The organism is Flavobacterium sp. DSP2-3-1, from assembly GCF_049896865.1.
Classification (GTDB): Bacteria; Bacteroidota; Bacteroidia; order Flavobacteriales; family Flavobacteriaceae; genus Flavobacterium.
The window spans coordinates 202,345-218,739 of record NZ_JAFCVD010000007.1 but is presented as its reverse complement, the minus strand read 5'-3'; the positions used below and the strand labels follow the sequence as shown (position 1 = coordinate 218,739).

15 protein-coding genes are annotated in these 16,395 nt (G+C 32.1%); 11 read left to right on the top strand and 4 right to left on the bottom strand.

What is annotated here, in order from left to right; translation table 11 throughout:
• Positions 1 to 19 precede the first annotated feature (19 nt).
• The 5 genes from ACP7AT_RS10120 to ACP7AT_RS10100 all read left to right on the top strand — a co-directional run bounded on the left by ACP7AT_RS10120 (position 20) and on the right by ACP7AT_RS10100 (position 4,672).
• Positions 20 to 775, top strand: a complete 756-nt coding sequence (locus ACP7AT_RS10120; RefSeq protein ID WP_426064203.1) for a hypothetical protein — start codon at positions 20 to 22, stop codon at positions 773 to 775.
• Complete coding sequence (locus ACP7AT_RS10115) at positions 772 to 1,275, top strand: DUF6702 family protein (RefSeq protein WP_426064202.1); 504 nt, start codon at positions 772 to 774, stop codon at positions 1,273 to 1,275. Before ACP7AT_RS10120 ends, ACP7AT_RS10115 begins: the two co-directional genes overlap by 4 nt.
• Before the next feature lie 64 nt (positions 1,276 to 1,339).
• Entirely contained in the window at positions 1,340 to 3,583 is a 2,244-nt protein-coding gene (locus ACP7AT_RS10110; protein WP_426064201.1) for a M1 family metallopeptidase, read from the top strand.
• Positions 3,584 to 3,695: 112 nt separating this feature from the next.
• Positions 3,696 to 4,097, top strand: a complete 402-nt coding sequence (locus tag ACP7AT_RS10105; protein ID WP_426064200.1) for a Sec-independent protein translocase subunit TatA/TatB — start codon at positions 3,696 to 3,698, stop codon at positions 4,095 to 4,097.
• Positions 4,097 to 4,672 (top strand): phosphatase PAP2 family protein, encoded by a 576-nt coding sequence (locus ACP7AT_RS10100; protein WP_426064199.1) that lies wholly within the window; start codon positions 4,097 to 4,099, stop codon positions 4,670 to 4,672. The genes ACP7AT_RS10105 and ACP7AT_RS10100 overlap by 1 nt, the downstream gene beginning before the upstream one ends.
• 115 nt (positions 4,673 to 4,787) lie before the next feature.
• Here the strand turns inward: ACP7AT_RS10100 and ACP7AT_RS10095 are convergent, their stop codons facing one another.
• Positions 4,788 to 5,429: an O-methyltransferase gene (locus tag ACP7AT_RS10095; RefSeq protein ID WP_426064198.1), complete on the bottom strand. Its 642-nt coding sequence runs from the start codon at positions 5,427 to 5,429 to the stop codon at positions 4,788 to 4,790.
• 82 nt (positions 5,430 to 5,511) lie between these two features.
• Here ACP7AT_RS10095 and rlmN point away from each other — a divergent pair, with 82 nt between their 5' ends.
• From rlmN to ACP7AT_RS10070, 5 genes are all read left to right on the top strand, one after another.
• A complete protein-coding gene (gene rlmN, locus ACP7AT_RS10090; protein WP_426064197.1) occupies positions 5,512 to 6,555 on the top strand; it encodes a 23S rRNA (adenine(2503)-C(2))-methyltransferase RlmN in 1,044 nt (347 codons plus the stop codon).
• A 209-nt stretch (positions 6,556 to 6,764) separates the two neighbouring features.
• Complete coding sequence (locus ACP7AT_RS10085) at positions 6,765 to 7,742, top strand: polyprenyl synthetase family protein (RefSeq protein ID WP_426064196.1); 978 nt, start codon at positions 6,765 to 6,767, stop codon at positions 7,740 to 7,742.
• 214 nt (positions 7,743 to 7,956) lie between these two features.
• Positions 7,957 to 8,517, top strand: coding sequence for an RNA polymerase sigma factor (locus ACP7AT_RS10080; protein WP_426064195.1), 561 nt, complete (start codon positions 7,957 to 7,959; stop codon positions 8,515 to 8,517).
• On the top strand, positions 8,504 to 9,223 hold the full coding sequence (locus tag ACP7AT_RS10075; RefSeq protein WP_426064194.1) for a hypothetical protein: 720 nt from the start codon (positions 8,504 to 8,506) through the stop codon (positions 9,221 to 9,223). The genes ACP7AT_RS10080 and ACP7AT_RS10075 overlap by 14 nt, the downstream gene beginning before the upstream one ends.
• Positions 9,224 to 9,257: 34 nt before the next feature.
• Complete coding sequence (locus tag ACP7AT_RS10070; RefSeq protein WP_426064193.1) at positions 9,258 to 10,853, top strand: hypothetical protein; 1,596 nt, start codon at positions 9,258 to 9,260, stop codon at positions 10,851 to 10,853.
• 124 nt (positions 10,854 to 10,977) lie between these two features.
• On the opposite strand, the gene ACP7AT_RS10065 is transcribed toward ACP7AT_RS10070, so the two are convergent.
• The 3 genes from ACP7AT_RS10065 to ACP7AT_RS10055 form a co-directional block, all read right to left on the bottom strand.
• Positions 10,978 to 11,121, bottom strand: coding sequence for a hypothetical protein (locus tag ACP7AT_RS10065; protein WP_426064192.1), 144 nt, complete (start codon positions 11,119 to 11,121; stop codon positions 10,978 to 10,980).
• 640 nt (positions 11,122 to 11,761) lie between these two features.
• Positions 11,762 to 12,829 (bottom strand): ATP-binding response regulator, encoded by a 1,068-nt coding sequence (locus ACP7AT_RS10060; RefSeq protein ID WP_426064191.1) that lies wholly within the window; start codon positions 12,827 to 12,829, stop codon positions 11,762 to 11,764.
• A gap of 7 nt (positions 12,830 to 12,836) precedes the next feature.
• On the bottom strand, positions 12,837 to 14,804 hold the full coding sequence (locus tag ACP7AT_RS10055) for a PAS domain S-box protein (RefSeq protein WP_426064190.1): 1,968 nt from the start codon (positions 14,802 to 14,804) through the stop codon (positions 12,837 to 12,839).
• A 671-nt stretch (positions 14,805 to 15,475) separates the two neighbouring features.
• Between ACP7AT_RS10055 and ACP7AT_RS10050 the strand changes: the two genes are divergently transcribed.
• Positions 15,476 to 16,255 carry a response regulator transcription factor gene (locus ACP7AT_RS10050; protein ID WP_426064189.1) on the top strand — a complete coding sequence of 260 codons (780 nt, stop codon included), beginning with the start codon at positions 15,476 to 15,478 and terminating at the stop codon, positions 16,253 to 16,255.
• Positions 16,256 to 16,395 lie beyond the last annotated feature (140 nt).

The following is a 16,395-nucleotide window of genomic DNA, read 5'->3' as shown; positions in this document are numbered from 1 at the left end:
CAAAACTTAAAACATCGAGATGAAAACGACAATAAAAATTCTTTGTTTGCTTTTCTTTTGCCAACATTGTTTTGGGCAAAACGAAAACAGAAAGTCACTGCACGGTCAGTTTGTAAATGAATTAGCTTTGGTGGACAACGGTTATGTTTTTAATCTGAACTCGAAAACGAGAACTTTTATCAGCAATCAGGGTTTTTTTGACATTTTGGCTAAGGCCAAAGATACTTTGCTGGTTTCGAGCCCTTCTTTTAAATCCAAAAAAATAGTGCTGCAGGGGAAAGATTTTTCAAAACCGTTGTTTGTGGTTGCTTTAGAAATGCAAACTACACTTTTGAAAGAAGTAATTGTAAAAGGTAAAACCGATATAAAGCCAGCCATTGGTAATTCTCAAGGAATTGTAGACATGCAATTTACTGACGATGCGAAATCTTCCCCGGTAAACAGAACCATGCCTTCGGACGGAACTATAGAAAATGGAATGGATTTTGTTAAAATATTTAAGATGGTTTCCAAAGTATTTAAAAAAGATTCGGCTGAACAAGCAGGATTGAATGCGCGAGTAGATTTTTCTGATGCAGTTTCCAAAGGTTTGGACCGCTATTTTTTTACCAATACCTTAAAGTTGAAAACTGAAGAAATTGGCCTTTTTCTGGATTATTGCGAAAACGATCCAAAATCAAAAAATCTTTTGAAAGAAGAAGATGAGTTTTTACTAATTGATTTTTTAATCACCAAGAACGAAGAATTTAAAAGAATTACTACTACACAAAAATGAAAAAAACAATCTTAATTATTTTTTTTGGGTTACTGTCTTTAACGTTAGCATCTTTTAATGTACATAAGTTTTATGTGGCATTGTATCAAGTGAATTACGCTCCGGAAAAGAAAATGCTTCAAATAACAGCTCGTATATTCGTTGATGATTTAAATAATGCCGTGGGAAAAAAGTATGGTAAGAAAAGTAATTTGGGTTCAGAAAATGAAACTGTCGAAGATGTAACTCTTTTGAAAAAATACTTCAATGAAAAATTCTACATCAAGGTAAACGGTCAGGCAAAGCCCGTCAATTTTTTAAGCAAAGAAATGGAAGGCGATGTTCTCATCTGTTATTTCAGCATGAAAGAAATCCAAAAAATAAATGCGCTGCAAATCTATAATGCAGTAATTACCGAAGGTAATTCAGAGCAACAGAACATTATGCATTTTAATGTTTTGGGAGTCAAAAACACGTTACTTTTTACGGAGTCTTCGTCTAAGGAAGTGTTAAAATATTAATTAATTTAGATACATCTACTTAAAATTATTATTTTCACACATTGAAATAACCAGATTTCCAACTATGAAAAAATTATCTTTATTATTATTTTTCCCTGCATTATTGTTTGCACAGGAAAAAACGGCTCCAGTCGCGCCAAAACCAGCAGGAAAGTACGACACCAATAAGTTTAGCCAAATGTATGATTTGTTAGCAACACCTAATATGTTTCGTACTGCTTCAGGGGCACCAGGTCCAGCTTATTATCAACAACAAGCGGATTATAAAATCAACATTGAGCTTGACGACAAAAATTCTAGATTAAGCGGTTCCGAAACCGTTACCTATTACAATAATTCCCCTGACACTTTAGAATATTTATGGGTACAATTAGACCAAAATCAAGCTGCGAAAAACTCACAGACTCCATTGGCAGAAAGCCAAAGAATGGAACAGGTTTTTCCGGCAGGAAACTTTGCTAATAAATTTTTGAAACAAGAATTAGAGCGCGGCTTCAACATCGAGTTTGTGAAAGATGCTAAAGGAAACTCATTGTCGTATACCATCAATCAAACGATGATGCGTATCAATTTGGCAGCGCCATTGAAACCTGGTGAAAAATTTTCTTTTGCAATCAAATGGTCTTACAACATCAATAATTACAGACAAGATGGTGGTCGTTCAGGATATGAACTATTCGAAAAAGACGGAAATAAGTTATATGTAATTGCTCAGTTCTATCCTAGAATGGCGGTTTATAATGATGTGGAAGGATGGCAGAATATGCAGTTCTGGGGAACGGGAGAATTTACATTGCCTTTTGGAAATTTTGATGTAAATATTACCGTGCCTGCGGACCACGTTATGGAAGCAACAGGAGAGCTGATGAACAGAAGTGAAGTGTTTACTCCGGAACAAGTGAAAAGATATGAATTAGCTATGAAATCATACGATAATCCAGTTGTTATCGTAACACAAGCAGAAGCAGAAGCAACCGAAAAAGGATTTTCTGATAAGAAGAAAACATGGAGATTTAGCGCTAAAAACGTAAGGGACTTTGGAATTGCCACTTCCAGAAAATTTATTTATGATGCTATGGCAGTTAAATTAAGTGAGAAAACGGTAATGGCAATTTCAGTTTATCCTAAAGAGAGTAATCCTTTATGGGGAGAAACTTCAACAAGAACGGTAGCACATACGCTGAAAAGTTATTCTGCACATACATTTGATTATCCTTATCCAAAAGCGGTTTCAGTATCTGCGGAAGATCAAGGTATGGAATACCCAATGATTTGTTGGAATTACGGTCGTCCTGACGAAAAAGGAGTGACCAGCGAACGTATTAAAAACGGTATGATTGGAGTGGTGGTGCATGAAGTAGGACACAATTTTTTCCCTATGATTGTCAATTCTGATGAGCGTCAGTGGTCTTGGATGGATGAAGGATTGAATACCTTTATGCAATACATGGCCGAACAGGAAATGGGAACGAATTTCCCTTCTAGTCGTGGTCCTGCAAGCAAAATTGTTCCTTATATGAGTGGTGATCAAAATTTTTTAGAGCCTATTATGTCTAACTCTGAAACAATAGTTCAATTTGGTGCAAACGCTTATGGTAAGCCGGCAACAGGATTGAATATTCTTAGAGAAACAATCATGGGAAGAGAATTATTTGACCATGCTTTTAAAGTATACGCAAACCGATGGAAATTTAAGCATCCTACTCCGGAAGACTTTTTTAGGACCATGGAAGATGCATCAGCAGTAGATTTAGACTGGTTTTTCAGAGGATGGTTTTACTCCACTGATTTTGTAGATATCGGAGTGAAAGAAGTAAAACAATATTACGTATCTGAGGCTGCAACTAAAGAATTAAAAGACGCTGTCGTAAGAAGAGGACGTTTTGGTCAGGAAAAAGGACCTTTCGTATATTTAGTTCCTGGATCAAGCGAAGAATTATCCGCTAAAGATAAGAAAGCATTAGCTATTTCAGATGTAAATTTATTATCCGAGTATGTAAATAAAAACTTTACAGCTGATGAAAAAACAAAATTAAAATCGCCTAAATATTTCTACGAAGTAGAGTTCAACAAACCGGGAGGAATGTTGATGCCAATTATTGTTGAGTTAACTTATAATGATGACTCAAAAGAAACGTTCAAATATCCAGCTCAAATTTGGAGAAAAAACAATGATACCGCTAAGAAAGTTTACGCGACTGAAAAAGCAATCAAAAAAATCCAAGTAGATCCAAAGTTAGAAACGGCGGATATCGATGTGACTAATAATACGTGGCCAAAAGAAGAAGTAAAGTCCAAATTCGACTAGACAAACAAATATTGCAAAAAAAGACTCTGAAAAGAGTCTTTTTTTTTATGAAAAAATTAAAAGTCAAAGATTCAAAATTTAATATCTTTGTAGTAATCAAAAATAAAAAAATATGTTTGGCATAGGTGGAGGCGAATTAATTTTTATCATGTTTATAGTACTCATGCTTTTTGGGTCAGATAAAGTACCGGAAATTGCCCGCACTATGGGTAAAGCAATGGCACAACTGAAAAATGCTACAAATGATATCAAAAGTGAAATTCAAAAAGGAGCAGAGGCCAATGGATTTGATACAAAATCATTGAGCGATTTCAGAGGCAATATTACTTCAGAAATTAATAAAGCCAAGGACAATCTATTGGGTGATACGACGCAATTTAACGATATCACCGGAAATATTACCTCCGAAATTAATAAAGCTAAAGACAGTTTATTGGCAGATACTACCGCTCCGATTGAAACTGCGAAAGAAGAGACAGAAGACATTTCAGGGCCTATAAAACGTCAGGTGTAATGTTGAAAAATTTTCTTTCCTTGGATACGGAATTATTTGTATTTTTAAATGGTTTAGGATCAAAGACCTATGACGGGCTTTGGTTACTCATTACCAAACAAAGCAATTGGATTCCACTATTTCTACTTTTGCTGTATGTTATTTTTAAAAAACTGGGAGCAAAACAAACGCTTTATTTACTATTGTTTGTAGCGGTATTAGTTACGTTTACAGATCAAACGACAAATTTGTTCAAAAACGGATTCCAACGTTTACGTCCTTGTAATAATCCAGAAATCAATTCGTATATACGCATCGTTCAAATCCGAAACTCATTTAGTTTTTTCTCGGGACATGCAGCAAACTCGATGGCAGTCGCGACATTTTTATATTTTAATTTTAAAGATAAAATCAAATTTTTCGGTTTTCTGTTTTTATGGCCGTTAATTTTTGCTTACAGCAGAATTTATCTGGGATTGCATTATCCATTAGACATTTTATCCGGCTATTTGTTCGGATTCATTTCTGGATTTTTAATTTTTATTGTATACAAAATAGCACAAGAAAGATATTTTCCGCAACCTATTAAATGGTAGGAGCAATTTCCTGCTGTCCGCTGTATCTTTTCTAGTCCTGAAAAAAGCTCAGGACTAGAAAAGGATGCCGCTTCCATCAGGGCTAGCACATTTGTTATTAATAGAACTTTTTATATTAAAGAACTCTGCTTACCGTTAATCCATCGCGAATAGGTAGTAAAACGGTTTCTACGCGGGGATCCGTTGCTAATAATTGATTGTATTCCAGCAATATTTTTGTGCTCAAATCTTTAGGATTCAGTGGTTCCAAAACTTTTCCGCTCCACAGGACATTGTCCGATAAAATTATGCCGCCTTTATTCATTTTTGGAAGAATCAATTCAAAATAGTTGAGGTAATTTTCCTTATCGGCGTCAATAAAAACCAAATCAAATTTTAAGTCAAGCGTTGGAATAATGCCAACTGCTTCCCCCAAATGCTGAATGATTTGTTTCCCCCAAACTGATTTGTCAAAATGTTTTCTTTGAAAATCAAGTAATTCTTCTTTGATGTCAATTGTATGCAACTGTCCGTTTTCCTGCATGCCTTCGCACAAACACAACGCGGAATAACCAGTATAGGTGCCAATTTCCAAAATATTAACCGGTCGAATCAATTTAGACAACATACTCAAAACCCGACCTTGAAAATGCCCGCTCAACATTCTCGGCAGCAGAATTTTTTGGTAAGTTTCTTTGTTTAAAGCCGCCAGTAAAGCCGGTTCTTTTTCAGAATGTTGTTCGATATAATCTTCTAATTGTTGGGAAATGAAATGCATTATTTTAAACTTTTTTCAATTGAGAGCAAAGTTATCAAATTATCAAATCAACAAATCAACAAATTGTCATTAAATTTGCAGCATGGAAATTGAGAAAAAAGACATACGATCTTTATCAAAAGAACAACTACGCGATTTTTTTGTCGCTAATAATGATAAAGCCTTTCGGGGTAACCAAGTCTATGAATGGTTGTGGAGCAAGGGTGCACATAGTTTTGAGGACATGACAAATGTTTCTAAAGGAACACGTACCATGCTGGAAACACATTTTGTTATCAATCACATTAAAGTAGATACGATGCAGCGCAGTGAAGACGGAACCGTGAAAAATGCGGTACGTTTGCATGATGGTTTGGTCGTTGAGTCGGTTTTGATACCCACAAATACAAGAACTACAGCTTGTGTGTCCAGTCAAGTAGGTTGTAGTTTGGATTGTAATTTTTGCGCCACAGCGCGCTTAAAAAGAATGCGAAATCTGGAGCCAGCTGAAATCTACGATCAGGTTATTGCTATAGATAAAGAAAGTCGTTTGTATTATAATCATCCGCTGTCAAATATTGTTTTTATGGGAATGGGAGAACCGCTCATGAATTACAATAATGTCTTGAAAGCAATCGAAATGATTACGTCTCCGGAAGGTTTAGGGATGTCTCCCAAGAGAATTATGCTTTCAACGTCTGGAGTTCCCAAAATGATAAAAAAACTCGCAGATGATGACGTGAAATTTAAATTAGCAGTTTCATTACACTCAGCAATCGATGAAATACGTTCCCGAATTATGCCGTTTAGTGCTAATTTTCCTTTGGCAGATTTACGTGAATCCTTAGAATATTGGTACCGAAAAACCAAAAGTAAAATTTCTTACGAATATGTCGTTTGGAAAGATATTAATGATAATAAGGCTTCAATCGATGCTTTGGTAAAGTTTTGTAAATATGTTCCTTGTAAAGTGAATCTGATCGAATACAATCCAATTGACGATGGAGAATTTCAGCAAGCTTCAGAAGAATCAATTAATGCATACATAAAAGCACTGGAAGCAAGCGGAATTGTGGTAAAAGTGCGAAGAAGCCGCGGAAAAGACATCGATGCTGCCTGTGGGCAACTCGCCAACAAAGAAGCATAAAAAGGTGTCCACGAATTATGAAAATTCATAGCGATAACTATTGCTTTGAATTACGTAATTTTTTTTAGCAATACAATTTCGTGGAATTCAACTTAAATAATCAATACAATTTGGGTCAATTCAAGTAATTTATAACTAAAAATTTTAAAAGCGAATGCTGTCAAATAGTTGCTGTTTTTTTATTTGGAAAGCAGTATATTTGAACTCCAATGAACATTACTTCACAAATAAAACAGCCCATCTTTGACGAAATGGAACTTTTTGAAAAAAAGTTCTACGAATCGATGACTTCACAAGTGGCTTTGTTAAATAGAATTACGTATTATATCGTCAACAGAAAAGGAAAACAAATGCGTCCGATGTTCGTTTTTCTGACTGCTAAAATGGTTTCAGCCGGAATTGTAAATGAAAGAACCTATCGTGGAGCTTGCGTTATCGAGCTGATTCATACCGCCACATTAGTTCACGATGATGTTGTAGATGACAGTAATCGCAGAAGAGGTTTTTTCTCCCTTAATGCACTTTGGAAAAATAAAATTGCTGTTTTGGTTGGTGATTATTTATTGTCCAAGGGATTATTACTTTCTATCGATAATGGAGATTTCGATTTGCTCCGAATTATTTCTGTCGCGGTTCGTGAAATGAGCGAAGGCGAATTACTTCAAATTGAAAAAGCAAGAAGACTTGACATCACAGAGGATATTTATTATGAAATTATTCGACAAAAGACAGCGACACTTATTGCTGCTTGTTGTGCTCTAGGGGCGAGATCCGTTATCGAGGATGAAATTCAGGTAGAAAACATGCGGAAATTTGGAGAACTCATTGGCATGGCTTTCCAGATAAAAGATGATTTATTCGATTATACCGATGAAGCTATTGGGAAACCAACAGGAATTGATATCAAAGAACAAAAGATGACTTTACCGCTCATTTATGTTTTGAATACATGTACTTCAAAAGAGAAAACATGGCTTATCAATTCCATTAAAAATCATAATAAGGATAAAAAACGCGTGAGAGAAGTTATTGCTTTTGTAAAAAACAATAACGGTTTGCTTTATGCGGAACAAAAAATGGTTGAATTTCAGCAAGAAGCACTTTTGTTGCTGGATAATTATCCAAATTCAGAGTTTAAAGACGCATTAATTTTGATGGTTAATTACGTCATTGAAAGAAAAAAGTAATTTTTTTTTAGAATATTTTCTCTCGTTACCGATTGCTTTCATTGACTTTTTTTATATTCCAACTTCAAAATCAAAAAAATTTATAGATCAGATGCAACCTTTTTGCATTGTCAATCGTCTATGTTAATAGAGATGAGGTTCAATATCAAGAATCAATTGCAATAGCAATGAGAGATATTGAAATTGAAATTGATTTTTGCCATTGAAATTATTTATGAAAGTAATCAACTTACATCACGGGGAAAATGAATTAATCCAGTTGGCTGTCGAAAACAATCGACAGGCGCAACAGCAGATTTATACTCAATTTTCTCCAAAAATGTTAAGCGTTTGCCGCCAATACATAAAAGACATTCATCAAGCCGAAGATATCATGATTACTGCTTTTATGAAAGTGTTTACGAATTTGAAGAATTTTCAGCACAAAGGAAGTTTCGAAGGTTGGATTAGGAGAATCATGGTAAATGAATGTATTTCTTTTATCCGAGTTGAAAAAAAACTGAAATATAGTGAAGATGAAACCTATTTTGAAGAAAGCTGCAACAACATCGAAAGCCAATTTTCAATAGATGATATTCAATTTATGATTGATAGTTTGCCGGATGGCTATAAAATGGTTTTTAATTTATATGCTATTGAAGGATACAAACATCACGAAATTGCAACTATGTTAGGGATTAAGGAAGGAACATCCAAATCGCAATTATCACATGCAAGGAAAATGCTGCAAGGGCAGATTAGTAAAATGAAAAATTATGAGTATGGAACTGAATAATTTAGAAACACAGTTCAAGGAGCAATTAAATTCTAGGGAAATCAAACCATCAGAAATGGCTTGGAGTAAACTGGATGAGCTGCTTACGGTGGCTGAAAAACCAAAAGCGAAATTTCCTTGGTTGTTTATGGCGGCAAGTTTTGTTGGATTTTTATTGATAGGAACAGTTTTTTTTAATAATTCTGAAACTGTAAAAATAAGTACGGTTACTCCGGTAGTTTTGGAACAAAAAAAAGATGTCAGTAATTTAAATGAGCCAGAAATAATCAATGAAGCAGTTTTGCCTGGCCAAATTAAAAAAACAACAGTGCAGGAACATGAAGTTGTTGCCGACAACACTATTTTAAAAAAGCATCCAAAACAACTTAATACTAAAGAGGAGGAGGTTTCAACCATCAATCCAACAAAAGAGAATAACGACATAGTTAATACTTCTGAAAACAAGAATTTTCCATTAACAAGCGGCAATAGATACGTTTCAGCAGAAAAATTATTGGCAGACGTTAGCAATACTAAATTTGAACCAAAAGTTGCCGATAGATCAATTGAAAAAACTAGAAAAGCTATTTCAATAAATCCAAACAGTTTATTGTCAAATGCTGAAACAGAATTAAATCAATCTTTTAGAGAATCAGCATTGGACAAATTCAACAAAAATTTTAATGCTATAAAAACAGTTTTAGTCAATAGAAATTACGAAGAATAAATATAAATCAATCATCAATCAAAAATCGAACATTATGCAAAAAATTATTTTAATCACAGTACTACTTTTATCTGCCTTTTTAACAAAAGTAAATGCGCAAGAAAAAGGCAATTATAAAAATATTCTAGACTGGACTTATTGGCAACCTGCGTCACCAAATTATGAAAGGAGTTTTGAAAAGAACCCCGAATTCAAAGAAGAAAATATTTTAACCATTAAATCGATTAAAAACAAAATCAATGGTTTTGGTACAATCATGAAAACAATAAAACCAGACTTATACTTAGGGAAAACGGTAAAAATGTCAGGATATTTAAAATGTGAAAATATTAAATCTTGGGCTGGTTTATGGATGCGTGTGGATTACTATGATGTGGCTGTTTTGGCTTTTGATAACATGCGCAAAAATCCCATAAAAGGCACAAAAGATTGGGCTAAATATGAAATTGTATTGCACGTACCAGCAGATGCAACTTCTATTTCATACGGAGTTTTATTAGATGAAACAGGTCAGGTTTGGTTTAAAGATATTGTTTTAGAACTAGTTGATGAAACTATACCTGAAACTGGATTTACTAGAGGAAGAGATCATAAATCAATTCCATTTGAGACCAAAGCCAAAGCAATTGGTAATCAAATTAAAACAATAACGGACACTCAGAAAAATGCTTTAAAAACTGAAATAGATGCTTTAGATAAAGAAGTTGCAAAAGGAATAATTTCTAAAGAAAAAGTAGAAGAACTCAAATTGAAAAAAGCGGAAGAACGCGCCGCTAATATTGAAACAAAAGTCGCTATTGAAGAGGGAAAATTAAATCAATTAATTCAAGATAAAGTTGATGGAAAGTTTGATGAAGAAAATGGAAATAATAGTGGTAGTACAAGTTTCATTATAGGAAGTAGTACTGATTCCATTGGGAAGAATAAAAGAGAAATCAATATTACATCCATGAAAGTTTACAACGGCCAAAGGGACAAAGATGACCGACAATCAAAACGAACTACAAGTCAGGTGGTTTTTGCTACAGGATTGAATAATGTGGTGACTAATAAAAGTGTCGAAAAATCAGATTTCAGGTATTTAGGTTCTGATTTTTCTGAAATAGGCGTTTCTTATAATAGCAGAATCGCAAAAAACAACAATTTACTTCATGCTAAATATGGCTTGTCCCTAATGTACAATAATCTTCGTCCTACTGATAATCGTAGTTTTGTAATCAATGGGAAAGAGACTAATCTGGTTATTAATTCTATTGATATTACAGATTCTCGTTTCAGAAATGTATATTTAGTGGCGCCAATTCATTTAGAGTTTGATTTTTCGGGTAAAAAAATGAAAGACAATATACCATTTTTCAGAACGCATCAAAGTGTTCGTTTTGGTATCGGTGGTTATGCAGGAATCAATTTGAAGTCAAAGCAAATTATAAAGTATGATGACAATGATTTGAAAGCTACTGAAAGAACTAAAGGGGATTTTAATGCCAGTAATTTTATTTATGGTTTGAGTTCTTATATTGGATATAGATCGACCAGTTTGTACTTGAAATATGATTTGAATCCTTTGTTTAAAGAGAATTTGGTAAAGCAAAACAACGTTTCGTTAGGACTGCGTTTTGATTTCAATTAAGATTTGTTTTGGTTAGTTTTATACTTTATAAAGCACTTTGAAAGAAGTGCTTTTTTTTTGTTTTAGGTACTCAAGCATTAGCCATTTTGCAAATAATCTGCCAGCGAATTGTGTATCGGAAAAATTAAAGTGATTGTAGTGCCTTGGTTTTTTTTATTTTAATTTCAAATTTCACTTCAAATTTTGGTACAGTTTTTTTACTAGGAAATATACCTTGTTCCAGACTCGTTTTATTTCTTTTGTTTACATCGGGGACTTTTTTATTCATTACAGGAAAAACTTTTTTAGTGGTAGATCCATCTCTAAAATTTCGGATTGTAATTACATATTGATGATCCCATTTTTTTCTTGAAATAAGTACTTTAAAATAATCTTCGAAAAATTCCAGAACACTTTTAATAAATTGATATAAAATTTAAAAATATTATTGTTCATTGATTTTTGAATTATAAATAGCAACGTTGGATGTTATTATAATATTCGCATTGACTTTAGTTTTTAAAATTTCTAGTGCAACTATAAGGGAAATATTAAGAGAATTTGCTCAATAATTTTGGTAGTATAATGACTTCATATTTTAAGTTGTGATACAATTTTACTTTAGGTATTTTCGGTAAATATTTTCGCTATAAATATTGTTTTTTATTTAAAGTAGAAGCTTTTTATCTCTTTATTTCATCATTTTTGGGTGATATTAAAACAAATAAGTTTTGAGTTATATTACAAAGGGCCATTTGAAAGAATGATTATCCGAATCTATTGTGCCGTCAACTAATTTAATTCTAAAAAAAGTGTTTCAATTTACACTGTAAGCTTTATTTTGTATCAATGTTAAAAACAAAATAACTATTCATATCCTATATTTTTTTAAAGATTACTGAGTTGTTAGTTTTAAACATTTCCTGAAATTAATTAGAGTTTTTTTGATTTAAAGGAAGTAATATTTTTATTCTAGTACCTTCATTTACTTTTGAGACGATAGAAAAAATACCATCTGATTTCTTAACAATAATTCTACTTAAAAAAAGTCCCAGACCTAATCCTTGATGCTCATTTTCTTCACGATTAAATTGCTGCGCTGCGCCTATTCGGCTTAATTCCTGCTTACTTAAACCAATCCCAAAGTCTCTAATCACTAATTCATAATATTCATCATTATGTTGTTCTCCTGAAACAATTATGATTTTATTATCAGATGAGAATTTTAATGCGTTGTCAATTAATTCATAAAATATAAATTGTAAATGTTTTTGACTAACTTTTATTGTTGCTTTATCAATTTCGAACGTGATTCTTTTCTCCTGACCTTCATGAATTTTAAATATTTTTTCTTTTGTATGTAGAAATGTATTGAAGATTTCACAAGTAGAATTATCATTAAATTCAATTAAGTTATTTTTAATATTTTGATAAAGAAGTACATTTGTTAATGTTCGATACAGCCGTTCTCCTGAAACTTTTATGGCATTGTTTAGATCCATAACCTCTTTTTTGTTCAGATGTTCTTTATATCCAGTTAGTAGTTCAATAGAACCTAAAATTCCATTAAGCGGAGTGTTTATTTCATGTAGAAATGAATTTCTTTTACCAGGATATAGATTATTGCTCGTGTTTTTTATTTTCTCAAATCTGTTGATTTTTGATTCAATCACGGTTGTTAGTTCTTTTATTTTAAATGGTTTATGCAAGAAGTCATCTGCCCCTTGTATTAAGCATTTGCGCATGAGATTGGTTTCTTTTTTGGCTGTCAAAAAAATAAAGGGAATAGTGTTTAAAGAAGGAATATCTTTAATAATTTCATGTAAGGCATTGCCATCCATAACTGGCATCATGATATCACATAAAATTAAGTCGGGGTCCCAATACTCTAATATATCGAGAGCTTCTTGACCATTTTTGGCCGTTTTTACATCGTAGTCTTGATAGAGAAGAAGTTCACTAATGGTCTCTCTTAGGTTTAATTCGTCATCAACCAAGAGAATTTTATTTTTGTGCATAAGGGAATAGTAATATAATTTGTGTTCCAAGGTTTTCTTGGCTTTGCAGTTCGATTTTGCCTTCGAGAAATTCTGTGAATTGTTTTACAATCACTAATCCCAGACCAGAGCCTATAATTGTAGTGGTGTTTGAAGCTCTGAAAAAGGATGTAAAAAGATTTTGCATTTCTTTTTTGGGAATTCCGATACCATAGTCTGTAACTTGAATTTCAATTTCTTTATCTAAATAGTTAATTTTCAGTTGTGGATTTGCTTTGCCTGCAGAATATTTAAATGCATTGCTTATTAAGTTTGTTAGTATATGAGTTAACAAAGTCTCGTCTGAGTAAAATATTTTCGCACTACCAGTTATTTCCATATTAATTTTGCGACCGCATCTTTCATTATCAAAATAAGTTAAAATTAGTGTACTTAAGAATTGTTCAAAGTTTAGAGGTTGAATTTCTTTTTCGATATTTCTTGATTCATATTGTCCAAAAATCAAAATATTATTCATAAGTAGTGTCATTCTATCTACTTCACTTTTTATTCTTTTTGTTATTGCACCAAAATCGTCAATAATAGTAGTACTTAAGTGTTTAAGTTTTATGTCGAGAAGTTCTGAATTAGAATAAATAACCGCTAATGGTGTTCTAAATTGATGTGAAGCCATGGATACAAATTGAGCCTTCAATTCGTTAAGTTTTTTTTCCTTAATGAATGCTACTTTCATGATTCGTTCATTTTTTACTCTTTCACTTATATCTCTAGAAGAGGTTTGAAATCCAACAACTTCATTGCTTGCTGTTATTATGACTTTAGTTGACAATTCTAGCCAAATGTAGCAATCTTTTTTATTTTTGAATCGAATCGATATTTCGCCAATTAGTTCGTTCTGAATGATCTTTTCGTAATATTTTTGAATAGATTTTAAATCTTTCTTCATTATAAAATTGCAAGGAGATTTGCTCAATAATTCTTGTGGTTTATACCCAAGGATTTCACAAAAAGAAGGCGATAGATAAGTAAAATTGCCGTCTAAGTCATGTTGACAAATTAAATCATTAGAATTTTCAGCTATAAATCTAAATTTTTCTTCAGATAATTTTAGTTGGTGTTCTTTATCTGTCAGTTCACTGATATCAATATACGTTCCTATAATTTTTACAGGTATTTTATCTTTATCTTTTTTAATCATGCCAAAATATTTTACTGTAACATAATGACCTTTTTTGTGTAATATTCTTCTAACACCACCATAATTTTTAGATTTACCAATGATGTAATTATTTATTTCACTTGAAATTTTATCGATCTCATCAGGATGGGAATTTTTGAAGAATAAATCATAAGCATCTAAAATCTCGTCATTTGTATACCCTAATATACTCGGCCAATTATTAGATATAGAACCAATATTGGTAGCAAGGTCTAATTCCCACATAGCTTGATTAGAATTTGACATGTAAAAATCAAATTTTTCAATGTTTGTTTTTAACTTCGAAGCGGTTGCATCTTGATTCAGGCGAAGACCTATGTTTTTGGCAATAGTATGAAGCGCATAAACTTCTTCTTCAGTCCATTGTCTTTTGTTTTTGCAGTCATCATATCCTATCCAGCGCCAGAAATCATTGTTAGAAAATATGGGAGTGAAAAGGTAAGATTGGATACCTTGCATTTCCATTGTAGCTTTGAATAAAGTATTATCACTATCTCTGACTACTCCAAAAATTGGCTCATCAAGAGATAATGAATCGTAAAGTCCTGGAAATTCATCATACGATAATCCGCTTAAAGCGGGGTTCCCGAGATAAGGTTCAATATTAGTATTACACCATTCATATTGATAATAAAGTTTCAGGTTACCGTTGATAATTTTATTAATAAAAATATAACACCTATCAATATCTTGTTCAGCTCCAATACCACTGATACAAAAGTTAAGTGCATCATTTATATTTGTCTCTTTTAACAAATGATGTTGGCTTTTGAAATACAACGCAATAGACTCTTCACTTGCTGGTTCCAGTATATAAATTGGGTATTATTTTTGGTTTTATCATTATAATGGTTGTTTGTTTTACGCTATGTAGATTAATTTAGTGAATTATAAGTGTTATTAATATTATTGTTAAAAATGGAATATTGCATATTTAATAATAGTTCTTTAGGATAAAATTTAATTCATTATTAAATTGTTGTCGGCAGCGTTTCTGTTGTCTTAGATTATATTTTTTCTTTCAATTCAAAACCATTCTGTTACGCTTTCTATCAATTAGTATTCAATGATCCGTTATAAAATGAATTACCTTTTAATGTTGCTCTGAAAAGGTCTTCAAAGCAAAAAAAGAGCTCCATGCCATACTCGCAGTATCACTTTTCAATGATTTTTTTTGTTATCAGTTCACATCGGAATGGTCTTTTAAAAAGAGCTAAAATGACTTTATTAAAAATATTAAATAGATGCTCTTGTCCGGTGGCAGTGAGGTCAATACAATTTATATTAAAGAATTTGTTTGACGCTACAAAAATATCATTATCAATGAGCAACGAAAATATAGAAAAGGTAACGGAGAAATGATTTAACTACTTATAAGTTAAAGTAAAAAACGAATAACTTAAAATTTAATTAACTAATTTTACTTAGTGATAAATTTAAAAACAAAGATTGCGTTAATTGAGGATGACCTCGCTTTGGGGGAAGCAATGTTAGAACTTCTGGTTTTGAGTGATTTTGAAGTAAATTGGCTTAAAGATGGAGCTAATGCTTTACTTTATTTTAAAAATAACATCCCTGATGTTATCATAAGTGATTTAATGATGCCAATTATAGATGGTGAGGAACTGTTTTTAAAAATCAGAAAAAACCGTAAGTTTAAAACTATACCGTTTATTGTTATCACCGCAAATATAGATGATAATATTAAGTTTAAGCAATTGGAAAATGGAGTCAATGATTTTATCACTAAACCCTTTAAAGTTCAGGAGCTGATCTATAAAATTAGAAATGTTGTTGAACTAAAAAAAAATATAGAGAAAAAATATTCTCCTGATCCGTTTTCAAAAGTAACTGTTAAACTGTCTACAAAGGATTTTTTAACAACTCTTAATGAGATAATTACAAAAAACGTAAAATCAAAAATTAATATCAACGAGCTATCTAATCAACTGTTTATTAGTAAGTCAACATTAGATAAAAGAGTAAGAAAATTGACTAATAAAAATATCAGTCAGTATATTCGGGAGTTTAAACTTGATTATGCTGTATATCTGATTGACTTAGGAGAGAGAAATATACAGTACTTAGTTGAGGAAACAGGATTTAACTCTTTTTCTTATTTCACCACTAGTTTCAGAGCTTACCTAAAAGTAACGCCCAGAGACTATATTAAAACAATTATAATTGAAAAACAGCATTTAGTATAAGATTGAACTGGAGTACTGGATATACATCAATTCTAATACAATCTACAAGAGCATATATATATTTAACACTTTTTTCAAAGTGTTTTTTTATGATTTTAAATTATTGATAAATTATTGTAACGTAAAAGGAATATCTACAT

Bases quoted from the DNA above. Each gene is read 5' to 3' on its own strand.
- ACP7AT_RS10120 (WP_426064203.1), top strand. From the start codon at position 20: ATGAAAACGACAATAAAAATTCTTTGTTTGCTTTTCTTTTGCCAACAT.
- ACP7AT_RS10115 (WP_426064202.1), top strand. From the start codon at position 772: ATGAAAAAAACAATCTTAATTATTTTTTTTGGGTTACTGTCTTTAACG.
- ACP7AT_RS10110 (WP_426064201.1), top strand. From the start codon at position 1,340: ATGAAAAAATTATCTTTATTATTATTTTTCCCTGCATTATTGTTTGCA.
- ACP7AT_RS10105 (WP_426064200.1), top strand. From the start codon at position 3,696: ATGTTTGGCATAGGTGGAGGCGAATTAATTTTTATCATGTTTATAGTA.
- ACP7AT_RS10100 (WP_426064199.1), top strand. From the start codon at position 4,097: ATGTTGAAAAATTTTCTTTCCTTGGATACGGAATTATTTGTATTTTTA.
- ACP7AT_RS10095 (WP_426064198.1), bottom strand. From the start codon at position 5,429: ATGCATTTCATTTCCCAACAATTAGAAGATTATATCGAACAACATTCT.
- rlmN (WP_426064197.1), top strand. From the start codon at position 5,512: ATGGAAATTGAGAAAAAAGACATACGATCTTTATCAAAAGAACAACTA.
- ACP7AT_RS10085 (WP_426064196.1), top strand. From the start codon at position 6,765: ATGAACATTACTTCACAAATAAAACAGCCCATCTTTGACGAAATGGAA.
- ACP7AT_RS10080 (WP_426064195.1), top strand. From the start codon at position 7,957: ATGAAAGTAATCAACTTACATCACGGGGAAAATGAATTAATCCAGTTG.
- ACP7AT_RS10075 (WP_426064194.1), top strand. From the start codon at position 8,504: ATGGAACTGAATAATTTAGAAACACAGTTCAAGGAGCAATTAAATTCT.
- ACP7AT_RS10070 (WP_426064193.1), top strand. From the start codon at position 9,258: ATGCAAAAAATTATTTTAATCACAGTACTACTTTTATCTGCCTTTTTA.
- ACP7AT_RS10065 (WP_426064192.1), bottom strand. From the start codon at position 11,121: ATGAATAAAAAAGTCCCCGATGTAAACAAAAGAAATAAAACGAGTCTG.